Here is a 13,407-nt window from a genome sequence, read left to right as displayed (position 1 = left end):
CTGATTGTATCATTTGTTATATACTAGTGACTAACTACTAATAACTAAAAGTTTATGTCCCCAATACGTTCTCTCGATCAAATGGTCGAATACCTTCGCGAAAGCGGAAAGAAAAAGAAAATTGCTGTTGCATATGCTCAGGATCCAAATACCATTGGCGCAATTGCCAAGGCCATATCAGAAGGGTTTGTAGAGGCTGTTATGATTGGCGATGAAGCTGAAATAAGAAATAAAGCCAAAGAGGAAGGAATTAATCCTGATGTATTCACGATTGTTCATATTCCCAATGATGTTGCGGCAACTTCAGAGGCCGTTCGTATGGCACGTGCCGATGAGGTAGATGTAGTGATGAAAGGTTTGGTAGGTACCGATAAATTTCTGAAAGCAGTCTTAAACAAAGAGCATGGTTTGTTGCCGTCAAAAGCAGTAATGAGCTACGTTTGTGCACTGGACTTACCTAAGTACGACAAACTTTTGTTTGTTTCAGATACGGCAGTATTGCCTTTTCCTGATCTGAACCAGAAAATTGCTATGGTGAACTATTCGGTAAAAATGGCTCGAAAGTTTGGGATTGAAAAACCAAAAGTGGCCTTGATATCGGCAACAGAGAAACCAAATACAGCATTTCCGTCAAGTATTGATGATACCATTATTTGCAAAATGGCCGATCGGGGTCAGATAAAAGATTGCATAGTTGATGGACCATTGGATGTGTTTTTGGCTTGCGATCCTGCTTCTGTAGAGATCAAAGGAATTGCAACACCAATTAAGGGTGAGGCTGATTGTCTGGTATTTCCATCATTGGAAGCTTGTAACTCGTTCTATAAAGGACTAATGCTGTTTGCTGGTGGTGAGTTGGCTGGTTTAATTCAGGGAACAACAAAACCGGTTGTGGTGATGTCGCGAAGCGAAAGTGAAAAATCAAAATACTATTGCATTGCACTGTCTGTTTTAATGGCGGATTAATACAATAGGTAATGATCAATAAATAATTGAAGAGGCGCGATGTATCGTGTCTCTTTTTTTTGCGTAAAGAAGTTTAACCACAAAGAAAACCGAAGGCATTCTCAAAGTGACACAAAGGAAAAAATAATTGAACCACAGATGTACAGAGAAAAGGGGTGTATTGCTTGTGTTATTTGATAATTATTAATTTACAACATCAAATTCACAAAAAAAGATCCTATCCTAAGACTGTGTCGGACTCCGTGCCTCTGTGGTGTAAAATAATCGGTAAAGCGTAAAGAATTTTAACCACAAAGAAAACCGAAGGCATTCACCAAGTGGCACAAAGGAAAAAATAATTATACCACAGAGGCACAGAGAAAAAGGGTTGTATTGCTTTTATTATTTGATAATTATTAATTTACAACATCAAATTCACAAAAAAAGATCCTATCCTAAGACTGTGTTGGACTCCGTGTCTCTGTGGTGTAAAATAATCGGTGAAGCGTAAGAAGTTTAACCACAAAGAAAACCGAAGGCATTCACAAAGTGGCACAACGGAAAAAATAATTATACCACAGAGGCACAGAGAAAAAGGGTTGTATTGCTTGTGTTATTTGATAATTATTAATTTACAACATCAAATTCACAAAAAATATCCTATCCTAAGACTGTGTCGGACTCCGTGTCTCTGTGGTGTAAAATAATCGGTGAAGCGTAAAGAATTTTAACCACAAAGGAAAAAGAAGTTATTCACAAAGTGACACAAAGGCTAAAATTGAAATATTCTAAGAGGGGGGAATAATTGAACCACAGAGGCACAGAGAAAAACAAGGTGTATAGTTTATGCTATTTCATAATTATTGATTCATAACTCATAATTCAATTAAGAAACCATATTCTGAGTGTTGGTTAGGAATAATACGTGAATCACAGAGATCACTGAGGTACACAGAGAAAAACAAGGTGTATAGTTTATGCTATTTCATAATTATTAATTCCTAACTCATAATTCAATTCCTATCTTTGTTAAATGACAAACAAAAAACCATACTGCCTGATGCCCTGGATACATTATCATGTAGGAAATGCCGGGCGTGTAAAAGCCTGTTGTGTTGCCAATATTCCTTACGGAGATTGCAATACCCGGTCTTTTACCGAAATATGGAATGGTGATGCCATAAACGAATTAAGAGCCAGATTTGCGAAAGGAGAGAAAGATTCCCGCTGTGCAGTTTGTTACCGCTTAGAGGAAGCTGGAGGGAAAAGCATCCGTCAGGAGACACACGAAAAATTTGGTGCCGACTATCAGGAACAGAAAATGAATTTGCCTTTTACTTTCGATATCCGCTTTTCGAATGCCTGTAACTTTGCTTGTCGCACCTGTTGGCATGGTGCCAGTTCAGGATGGTTTCCCGAAGCCAAACAGTTGAAACGTAATTTAGGAGAGAAGGCTGTATTACAGAACATTCAGGACTTTGATGCTTTTATTGCAGAAACAGGTGAAGCTTTGCTGCAGGCCAAAGAAATTTACTTTGCAGGTGGCGAGCCTTTGGTTACCAAAGAACATTACCTTTTGCTCGATTGGCTGGTGAAAAATAAAGCCACACAAATCTATTTGCGCTACAACACCAACTTTTCTGTTTTACAAATGGGAGAGTACAATGTATTGGATTACTGGAAACATTTTACGAAAGTAGAAATATTGGCCAGTATTGATGCGCATGGCAAATTGGGGGAATACATCCGAAAAGGACTCAATTGGGAGCGGTTTTTGGCGAACAGAGATCAAATTCGTACTTACAAAAACATTCGCTTCTTAATTGCCCCAACCATTTCTGTCTTTTCCATTTTGAATTTGCCTGATTTGTACCAAATTTGCCTGCTGGAGCAGATTATAGAACCCGATGGTCTTTACATTAACATGCTCGACCGCCCCTTGCATTACAATACAAAAGCACTGCCCGAAAGCAGCAAACAAATGGTTGTTGCAACCTTTCATCAATTTTACCAGTGGGCAGCCAAAAAGCAGATTCCCCAAGCGGTGATTCGCCAATTTAAAGAATGCGAAGCCTATATGCTAAGTGATAATCTCTCAAAACAATGGAAAAATTTTGAGAAGGAAACGGCACTTTTGGATGAAATGAGAGGAGAGAGCCTTGATGAGGTGCTGATTAGGACTTACGAATTCTGAGAATGCAAACACAATCCAGAAGTGTGTCAATGAGATTATTTCATAAAACTGTTTGAATAGTTTACTGTCGTTTTCATTTTGAGCTTGTCGAAAAATCTTTAGTTGCGAACAGCTGATGCTTAGATATTGCTCATTTCCTCCTTGTGTCTTATTTATACCAATTTAATTTCAAAACAGACTTTAAGAATGAATTAATTTTTAGCTGTATCGAGGCAAAAAAGTAAAGCACAGCCATGTTACGATGCATCTTTTTTAACGAAGATATAGCTGAAAAGAAGCATTTTATAAGACATGTTTAGATGTTGGTATTATTCTTTTCCATCACTTTGTCAAATCGGCTGTCCATACAAACACTGATATCGGTGGTTATAAATTTCCCATTGTAAAACAGACTGAAAATTGTTGCGGGCGTTGGTGCAGTTTGCGCCAGTTCCATGCTGTCCAGTTTAATAATTTGTAACGGCAAGTTTCTTTTATTTGCTGTTTCAACCATCGAATTTCTTACGTGATACTCTGAGAACGGACAACGATTTGAATAGTAAACTACTAATCCATTTTTATCAATTATGTTGTTGCTTTTTACAGAATCTTTAAATTTTGGATTGTCAGCCCTGGGGTTTATTTTTTTCACCAATAAACTAAATCCGGAAGGCAGCTCCTCAATAGTTTCAAATCCTTGTTTTAAGAGCCATTTTGTATCGCTCATAAAATGAAATTTTTTCGTTCCAACAACTGTAACCAGACCGTTTTTACCTTGTGATTCAGCATCTTTAAGGGCGAGTCTTACTAATTCTTTTCCGTAACCCTTACCTTTGTATTGACCCGAAACCCAAAAACAGTTTACCAACAAATAATTTGCAGCTTCAATGGGAACCCATCCTTTTTCGGCGGGGCCATACTCAATAAAGACTTTCGCTCTTGCATCAATTCTTCGGAATACATATTCGTTGTCGAATTCCTTTTTCAGCCAGTTTTTTTTAAATTCGTAACTGTCCTTGCATTTCTTGTCTGAGATTGCACAACAAATATGTTCCTTGTCAATATTTGCTTGATTAAGTGTGATAATATTTTCCATTTTTCTTATTTCGTTTGTATGCTTTTACAAAACATGAAAGTGATTCGTTGAATAGAGTCTGTTGGTATTGCTTCTACTTAAATGAGAATTATTTAGAAGCCAGTCCGTCGAATTAAGCCTTGCTGATGCTGTCAGCAAAGTAAAAAGCTATGCAGTGATGGAGACAGATTTGTAATTAACGCTCATTTTTGATGCCACGATACTAATTATTAATAATTGTAAAGCATGAAACAACATAAGAGGCAAAAGGATAATGCCGATGGAAGCTATGTTTCCAAATATTATTTTAGAAAATACCGTTCCGTGTACCAATGATTTTTTTGTTCCACAAAACTGGGCTGTAATTTGATCTTCGGTATTGAATTCCATTTCTTTAGATAGGAATCCTGTAAAAAAGAACATCAAACAAAACAATAGCAAAACGGCAATAACGAGCAGAAGTAAATCCCAAATAGACACCGAACTAAATATATTCTCCTCAAACGATGCAGCAAAACTTTTGTAGATGATCAGTAGAATAATAGATTTATCGAATAATGTTAAATGCTTATTGTGTTTTTGCGCAAATTCTCCAAAAAAGCGTTGTAAAAGAACTCCCATTATTACCGGTAAAATTATTTGAACAATGAGTTTTAGATAGATATCGGTAAAATTAAAATCTGTTTGGGCACTCTGAACAAATAACCCCATCCACAAGGGGGTAATAACAACACCAATAATTCCGGATATACTGGCATTAAAAATAGCGGCAGGAATATTACCCTTTGCGATAGAAACCATTACTACAGATGATGATACGGTTGATGGAAGTGCTGCCAGGAAAAAAAACGCCAACCAGATGATTTTTTGTTCTTCATTTTGAATGAATGGCCGAAATACTAAAATCAGTAAGGGAAATATCAAAAAAGTGGATGATTGTATCAGAAGATGCAGTTTCCAGTTTTTGATTCCTTCTTTTAGTTTTGTGGGACTCAATTTAAGTCCGTAAAAAAAGAAGATAAGTGAAATTCCGATTGCACTAATTGTGTCGATAGGAATCTTACTTTCATGTGTTCCCCAATCTGGAAAAATATAAGCTATGCTGATTACTGCTATAATAGACAGAACAAATTTATCAATTTTTATCTTCATAAATATTTTATTGATTAAGGTATGTTAAATAAAACAGTGCAGTTGATCTGTTGGTGTGTTACGTCGCTTTGTTAGGCGTCCCAATTGTGTTGCCTTAATCATGTGCACAGAAACAAAGCAAGCAAAAATAAATGTTATTTTATTGCAGTAAGCTTGTGATGGCAAATAAATAAAGAATTTAAATAGGGAAGGAGTACTGTTTTAATTTGCTTGTTGGTGTTTTCATGTGAAATTTGATGGTTCAGTTTAATTTTTACTATGCACACGATTTTTCTTCAGCCATAATTTTATTCCTCTTCGTGCTTGCCAATAGTGATTGGTGTGCCTTTAATTCCTGCATAAAAAACAATGATCTCGGCTGGTACAGTGCCCTCGTTTTTCCCGTAATGCCATTGGTTTACTAATTCAACAATAGATTCACCAGCCTTAAGGTGAAGCGTGTCGTTGGTTTCACTAATTACAGTTAATTCCCCTTTTAATAGAACACCTGCGTTAATTTCAGGATGTTTATGCAGCTCCAGCTTTGTTTTGGGTGGGATCGTTATTTTTAAAATAGTTACTTCTGCAGTGCCATCGGGATATTTTGGAAGGGGAGTGCCATTCCAGCTCTCAGATGTTTTGCTTAAAGTAATAACTTCGGTTTTGCTTGTTTCACTGGTACTGCAGGCAAACAACAGTAGGCTTGAGAAAGAAAACAGGATCAGTAATTTCTTCATTTTAAATAGTTTGTTGATTTAAAATAGTTTGTAAAGGCTTCGATTCATGATCTACAAGGGAGACGTTGAGTGTATGATTTTGTAAGGTATCAGGCTACCACTGAAAATTGATGCGGATGAAAACATTCGAAAACCTCTGAAACCCTTAGTAATTATACACATTGAGAGATTCACGCACGGTTCTGTGAGAAGTTAGGGGTGAATTGAAAATCGACGAAGTCAAATTCCCCTGACTTACTTGACTAGCAGTAGTTTTTTATTCGTTATTTCCCCATTATCCGATTATAAATATTTCTTTACAACCTTCACCTTTCGAAGCCATTTACTTACGAGCCAGCTCAGTGAGAGTGAAACCGTAAAGCTTAATAAAAATTTAACAAAAGCAGGGATATTGAATTTCATTAATAAAAACTGACTCCAGAGAACAAAAATAAAATGAACTATATAAATCAAATAGGCATTTTCAGATAATGAGTTCCACCACTTTTTTTCAGTATGAATAAATCTAACAAAAACAGTAATGAAAGCGACACTGCTTAATGTACATGAAGCTACATAAACTGTATAATAAATCATATACGCATTGATTTCTTCTATCTTTTTTTCTTTAACTAATTGTGTTAATGGTTCTCCAATTATTGTTAGAACAAAATAAGCAGCTAACGAAAGTGAAAGCCAAAGCCACCATTTTTTTACAATAACTGATTTTGCTGAAAATAATTCATTATTAAAATCCGTATTCCCAATCAGAATTCCAAATGTAAAATACCCAAAATACAGAAGTATTCTGCTTATCTGAAAATCAAAAGGGCCTATTCCTGTCCAATCACCTGCTCCCATTATGTGTGCTATTGGCACATAGAGTATCCAGGAGATACTGAATAGTAAACCAAAGAAAGTAAGCGGTTTATTTTTTAAGTCTGACAGTCGCTTCCCTATTTTTTCGCTTGCTTTATTAAATTGCGAAAGAAATAATGCAAACAGCAAATTAAAAAGGAATAGTACCCAAATAAACCAAGGTGGGCCAGCTGGCCATTTTTCTATTACAAAAAAATCTTTTATGTGAGCAACAATATTAAAATTGTTATATACAACATGATAAGGAGGAAAATAAGCAATTACCATAAAAAAAGTTCCTAAGAATAGGAAAGGAATAAAAAGTCGGTAAAATCGATCTCTTATAAAATTAAACACGCCTTTTTTATTGATACTTTTCATAAGAAATAATCCCCCTATTAAAAACATAAGCGACATAAAAAAAACATCATTAAAATTCTGGAATATATCAAGTCCTATCCATCGTTTTGAATCGACTATAGGATGTGTAGAGTTTATATAAACATTGTTATCAAACCTTGCAAATGTCGTGTAAGCTAATGAAGAATGATGTGCTACTACCAAGACAGTAATGGCTGATCGTAAGTAGTCTACCCAAAGATTTCTTTTTGAATTATTCATGTAAATAGGCCTTAAGCAATTAGTTAAAGTTACATTCTGGAAGGAAAATTACTGATAACGGTCTTGTTCGAAGAATTTCCCTTTCAAACTGCACGAAAGCAAGCCGCATAAATTTGTTTATATTTTTTAGCAAACCAAATCTAAGTGGCTTGCTGATGTTTGTTAATTGAACTAACTCTCAAACTGCGCATCACCGCCCATGAAATTTAGTTTTTGTTATGGGCTTTAAACTTTTTATTTATAAGGATATAAAACAATATCTTGTTCTGAACCAAAACAACTTTCTGCAATACAATGAGTAGCAAACATTCGTTCTTCAAGAGTTGTTAAAGGATATTTATTTAATAATGGTAATATGGATGTGTCGTTAAATATTTTAATGTTACCATTAATTGTCACATATTCTTTTCGAAAATCTGAAATGAAATTTGTTAATCCTTCAATAGATATGTCTGTCCCTTTATATAATAAGTTGAAATTTTCAACATTAGGTTTATGGTTTGTTCCTAATATTTCAAAAATATCATTATCTAATTTGAATTCTAACTTTCGCTTGTTTTCATGTATTAATTTACGTTCTAATTTGTAAGAATTATCCTTCCGATTAATCTCATAGAATCTCACATCTCTACCTTCAAGAGTATTAATTAATTTTTCTTTATTCTCTGGCAAAAGCTCTGAGCCGAAATAAATCCCAGTTAATGCAGATAAAGGGTAAGATTTAGTACCTGAAGTATCAAATATTAACCTAATTTCTTTTTCGTATTCCCAAGGAATTGATTTTGTTGCAAATAATTTTTGTAATCCAGAGCTCTCACCCGCATCTTTATAAGTTAATGATTGAGGTTTAGGAGTATATTTAACAGTGAGCTCATTTACAGTCTTTGGTATTAAGTAATTGGTTTTTAGCTTTTCTAATTCGTATTCTATGCAAAAGCCTTGATACGAATCTGCATAATGAGCCCACATTAATTCATTGCAGTAGTTTTTTGATAAAGAGTAAATTCCGAGGGAATCTTTAGAATCTTTAATTTTAGTATAGAGTTCAGTCATACTAATCGGAAACTGATCTATTCTTTTTTTTTTGTCTTCAATAAATTTTGCTAACTCATCCTTAAAAAGTCCCTCAAAAGGATCATTCAAATCCTTAAAAAGAGGGGCATAAATTTCGTTTCTATCAAGTGAACCAAGATCTCTTGTAAACTCGCCTATACCTCTATATTTATATACTTTCATTGTTTGTTAGTTTATTGCCCATAACGGTCACTTGTAAGTTGTCGTTGCGGATTTCGGAGCTCGTTCCTGTCCGGCAGGACGGAACGATGTTGCGAGAATCCAGCGTACGACACACCACAAACCCCGCAATGCAATTTACAATTTGTTATGCGGTCGTGTTTTATTCATTAAGAAAAGTTGAAATTCTTTCTGTCAAATCAATCAATAATTTAGATTTTAGTCCACTTTCCCAAGCTAATTCCAAAGTCTTGGCAATTGCCAGAGGATTCTTTTTTAGATTCCCTGCGTTGCCATAAAAAGCCGCTGATTTATCTTCAAATTGCTTTAAGTCAGCACCTAGTTCATTTGCTATTTCATTCGTCAAATTTGTTTGCCAAGCAGTCAAGTCTTTTTTTATAATATGGTCGGCTAACCACTCATTTTCCTCGGAATAACCTGATATTGTTAATAAAGCTTTGTTTTCCTTTTTATGCTGACTAACCTCATTTGGATTTTCTTTATTCGTATCACTATCATAGATTACCATTGTCGGTATGCCTAGCATTTTTGCCATGGCTAAAGGTTTTATTAATTTACTTTTACCTTCAACTGGAACTATGTGACAACCGTTTCTCCTAAAATCCAAAATTCTATCTGTCAAAATCAAGTAGGAAGTAATATGAGCAATATCTTCATGTCCTTCAACAAGTATCAATTTTTTACAAAAAAACATCTCATTGACAACGGGATTTAATGAAGGATATAATTTTGCCACCATTCCGCTTTCACTTACTAATTTTTCTCCAACTTCATGAAGTTTCTGCGCTAATTCATCATAAGCGAGTTGATTTATCTTAGTTTCACTTGGATTACCAACCTCTTTTACAAGTCTTATTTTATTGAAATTGTCACCAGGAATAAAAAGAGGATTATGTGTACATATTATTATTTGAGAATTTGATTGCGTCAAGTCTAAAAGTGTTTCCGCTAAATATCTTGCTTGTGGTGGATGTTGAAATAACTCAGGTTCTTCAATTCCCATTATTAAAGTCGGAATATTTTCTGATTCAAATGATGATAGTTCTTGAAGTAAGGCAAGCATGTAAGACCTTTGTAAACCGTGTCCAAATCTTGATAACTCCCCCTCGAATCCTCTTTCTCCCACTTTTAATCCAGCCAAAGGTTCTTCAATCTTTATTGACTTATCAGGGTCTTGTTTCCATTGTACAGATGCTGTAATATTAGGATGAGCCCAATTAGAAAGTCTTTTTTGTAATGATGTTGAAATATCATCTAATGTTTTTTGTTCAGCATCTAGTAGTTTTTGATATTCTGCTCTGGCATTGATTCTTAATTCTCTAATCTTTTCATCAAATGAAACTTTTGACCTTACTGTCCGAGCAAGAAGCTGTCCCAGAGCAGACTTATTAGACTCTTCACTTTCTTCTGTTGCATCTTTTATTGCTGGTACAAAAATCCATTGGATATGTTGTTCTAACTTATTTACTCCTCTTGAGACACCATAAAATTGGTCTTCACTTGGTATCAAAACACACATATCTGGATTTTTTGCCTCAAATTCATGCATTGAGGCTATCATGTCAGCCTTTGAATTTGCAGGACTCAGAGCATCATATTTGTCTTTAAATGATTTGAAAATTTCTTTAAGTTCGGGAGCTTTAGCTCCATTTTTATCAGCCTCGAAGAATTTTCTAAATTCTTCCATTCCAATTCTATTTCCGAACTGTCTAACCTCCGCTTTTTCAGTAGCAGGGTCATATTTTGCTATTGCAGTTACTATTAATTTTTCTTGACGTACGTAATCTGATAAATCTTCTTTTGCCTCGTCCGATAATTCATGAAAAGTAACTGTGACTTTAATATCATCTTTAATATTAAAATGGTGAAAGTCACTTGCTGATAACTTTATTAAATCTGTTTGACTGTCTTTGCTTTGACGAAAAAAAAGATTTAAGGCATGAAATACAGTCGATTTTCCAACTCCATTTGGACCAACAAAAGTTGTATAGTCGTCAATTTGGATAGTTTCGTCCTTAAATGCCCTAAAATTTTCAATTCTTATAGTTTCTATTTTCATAGGTAGTCTGGTTTTTTAACATGCCGCATAACGTAAAAGTGTTTTATTCTTTCGTTTTTTAAAATTAACAAAACATTATTTAGAAGACTTATTTTAGATTCTGAGAATAGTTCTAAATAAAGGATAAAATAGAATTGGACAATGCCGCCGGAGCTATGGGTATTTAATTGTTTTCAGTAATTAAAAAAAATGATTCCAGTTGCTTGAATTGGTATTGCTATCGGCATTCTTTATATGTCTATTGCTAATTTTATATGTCTATTGTGATAATTACTATTCCTATTGGAATAAATTATATTCTATTGCTTGGCAATTCTAATCTATTGGCAAAAATTAACTCCTATTGGTAAAAAAGTACTCCTATTGGTAAATAAGTCAACTATTGTAGTGGTTTTGGCATTTTTTCACTTGCTTTTGCCTCAGTGTATTTCTTGTAAACCTTTCTTTGATACTCACTCGAATACCTCTTTTGTTTCTCCTCATCGTTCCAGAAGGCGTACTTGCCATAGGCACGAATTTCGTCGACCAATTGTTTCAGGTAGGTGCAGGCTCTGTCGCGCATCAGTTTTTCCGGTCGGTTTTTGCTGTTTTTTACGCCGTCAACCTTGTTCAACAGGTCGAAAAGCCCGCGCGCCAGCTGTTGGGAGCGGTCAGTTTTGGTGGTATCAAATAGAATTGCTTTTTAAAGGTTCAGGATATTGTCTGGCAAAAGCAGAGATGTATCGTAACATGGCTGTGCTTTACTTTTTTGCCTCGATACAGCTAAAAATTAATTCATTTTAAGTAAAGTCTGTTTTGAAATTAAATTGGCATAAGTAATCATCAGGAATTTATCTGCAATGCTTTTATTTAATTCCGCTTGCAGGTTCTAAAACTTCTGTATTCAATTGATTGGAAATATCGCTTGCCGCTTCACCAATAAAGCGTCCTTCTCCTGATAACAGTTCAATATTTTCATTGGGCAAAACGGCCAACAGTTTGTAAACAACATTGGTTTCATTTCTGGCGATGGAGAGAACAGCCATTCCTGTAGTTTGGCGTACCCGGATAATTTGAAGGTGATGAATTTGGGCGATACTTTCCCATTTCCCTGTTTTGTATGCAAACAGACCGATGTATTTTTTGATCCGTTTCTCTTTATTATCAATTAAAATGCCTGTTCGGATAAATAGTAAGGGGATAGACAAAATAATAGCCGCAAGGCCTGCAAATTCAGACATAATTATTGCCAGCATGCCTATCAGTAATAAAATAACACCCAACATAAAGAAATTGGGAGGCAGTTTTCCTGTTGTGTATTGTAAGATCATGGCCTTAGGATTAATTGTTTTGAAAAGGTAGTTAATCTATTCATAATATGTGCAACAGAGTTTGATGTTTTGTATTCAGGCTTGTTTGGCTATGGATAGAATTGCATAGTGAGCTTTTTTTCTTTGCGGCATTTCGTGATGGAATTTTCACCACGGGGAACACGGAGAATCACAGAGGAATAAGAATTCTTTAGCGTTTAATTTTCTTTGAGATCTTTGTGAGGTACTTGGAGTTCCTTTGTGGTGATAATATTTAAAAATTCTACCATGTCATATCCTGACTATAGGCAAGCCGGACTTGTGAGGTTATGACTGGATTGATTTCGAGTAATATATTATCAAATTGCAGATTTTTTCACCACGGGGAACACGGAGAATCACAGAGGAATAAGAATTCTTTAGCGTTTAATTTTCTTTGAGATCTTTGTGATGCACTTGAAGTTGGAGTTCCTTGTGGTGATAATATTTAAAAATTCTAGCATGTCATATCCTGACTATAGGCAAGCCGGACTTGTCAGGTTATGACTGGATTGATTTCGAGTAATAAATTATCAAATTGCAGATTTTTTCACCACAGGGAACACGGAGAATCACAGAGGAATAAGAATTCTTTAGCGTTTAATTTTCTTTGAGATCTTTGTGATGTACTTGGAGTTCCTTTGTGGTGATAATATTTAAAAATTCTAGCATGTCATATCCTGACTATAGGCAAGCCGGACTTGTCAGGTTATGACTGGATTGATTTCGAGTAATAAATTATCAAATTGCAGATTTTTTCACCATGGGGAACACGGAGAATCACAGAGGTATAAGAATTCTTTAGCGTTTAATTTTCTTTGAGATCTTTGTGATGCACTTGGAGTTCCTTTGTGGTGATAATATTTAAAAATTCTACCATGTCATATCCTGACTATAGGCAAGCCGGACTTGTGAGGTTATGACTGGATTGATTTTGAGTCATAAATTATCAAATTGCAGATTTTTTCACCACGGGGAACACGGAGAATCACAGAGGAATAAGAATTCTTTAGCGTTTAATTTTCTTTGAGATCTTTGTGAGGTACTTGGAGTTCCTTTGTGGTGATAATATTTAAAAATTCTACCATGTCATATCCTGACTATAGGCAAGCCGGACTTGTCAGGTTATGACTGGATTGATTTCGAGTCATAAATTATCAAATTGCAGATTTTTTCACCACAGGGAACACGGAGAATCACAGAGGAATAAGAATTCTTTAGCGTTTAATTTTCTTTGAGATCTTTGT

At 35.0% G+C, this 13,407-nt stretch carries 10 protein-coding genes; 2 read left to right on the top strand and 8 right to left on the bottom strand.

The features are described from left to right. Positions 1-54 precede the first annotated feature (54 nt). On the top strand, positions 55-966 hold the full coding sequence (locus ACHZAX_RS10515) for a phosphate acyltransferase (RefSeq protein WP_320019080.1): 912 nt from the start codon (positions 55-57) through the stop codon (positions 964-966). Positions 967-1,978: 1,012 nt separating this feature from the next. Continuing rightward, positions 1,979-3,139 (top strand): twitch domain-containing radical SAM protein, encoded by a 1,161-nt coding sequence (locus tag ACHZAX_RS10510; protein ID WP_320019079.1) that lies wholly within the window; start codon positions 1,979-1,981, stop codon positions 3,137-3,139. 295 nt (positions 3,140-3,434) lie between these two features. Here ACHZAX_RS10510 and ACHZAX_RS10505 read toward each other — a convergent pair whose 3' ends face one another. The 8 genes from ACHZAX_RS10505 to ACHZAX_RS10470 form a co-directional block, all read right to left on the bottom strand. Continuing rightward, positions 3,435-4,214: an N-acetyltransferase gene (locus ACHZAX_RS10505; protein WP_320019078.1), complete on the bottom strand. Its 780-nt coding sequence runs from the start codon at positions 4,212-4,214 to the stop codon at positions 3,435-3,437. A gap of 147 nt (positions 4,215-4,361) precedes the next feature. Further along, positions 4,362-5,345, bottom strand: coding sequence for a bile acid:sodium symporter family protein (locus ACHZAX_RS10500; RefSeq protein ID WP_320019077.1), 984 nt, complete (start codon positions 5,343-5,345; stop codon positions 4,362-4,364). A 287-nt stretch (positions 5,346-5,632) separates the two neighbouring features. Next, positions 5,633-6,061, bottom strand: a complete 429-nt coding sequence (locus ACHZAX_RS10495; RefSeq protein ID WP_320019076.1) for a cupin domain-containing protein — start codon at positions 6,059-6,061, stop codon at positions 5,633-5,635. 282 nt (positions 6,062-6,343) lie between these two features. Then, complete coding sequence (locus ACHZAX_RS10490) at positions 6,344-7,519, bottom strand: acyltransferase (RefSeq protein ID WP_320019075.1); 1,176 nt, start codon at positions 7,517-7,519, stop codon at positions 6,344-6,346. Positions 7,520-7,753: 234 nt separating this feature from the next. Further along, the gene (locus ACHZAX_RS10485) at positions 7,754-8,755 is read right to left on the bottom strand and encodes a DUF2971 domain-containing protein (RefSeq protein ID WP_320019074.1); all 1,002 of its coding nucleotides are present in this window, start codon (positions 8,753-8,755) and stop codon (positions 7,754-7,756) included. 160 nt (positions 8,756-8,915) lie between these two features. After that, complete coding sequence (locus ACHZAX_RS10480) at positions 8,916-10,832, bottom strand: ATP-dependent nuclease (protein WP_320019073.1); 1,917 nt, start codon at positions 10,830-10,832, stop codon at positions 8,916-8,918. A gap of 379 nt (positions 10,833-11,211) precedes the next feature. Beyond that, a complete protein-coding gene (locus tag ACHZAX_RS10475) occupies positions 11,212-11,445 on the bottom strand; it encodes a hypothetical protein (protein ID WP_320019072.1) in 234 nt (77 codons plus the stop codon). 232 nt (positions 11,446-11,677) lie between these two features. Further along, on the bottom strand, positions 11,678-12,142 hold the full coding sequence (locus tag ACHZAX_RS10470; protein WP_320019071.1) for a hypothetical protein: 465 nt from the start codon (positions 12,140-12,142) through the stop codon (positions 11,678-11,680). Positions 12,143-13,407 lie beyond the last annotated feature (1,265 nt).

The sequence above is a fragment of the Labilibaculum manganireducens genome (assembly GCF_963665805.2).
In the GTDB taxonomy this organism is placed as follows: Bacteria; Bacteroidota; Bacteroidia; order Bacteroidales; family Marinifilaceae; genus Labilibaculum; species Labilibaculum manganireducens.
Note: the sequence above shows the minus strand (reverse complement) of the source record. Positions and strands in the feature narration are given on the sequence as shown.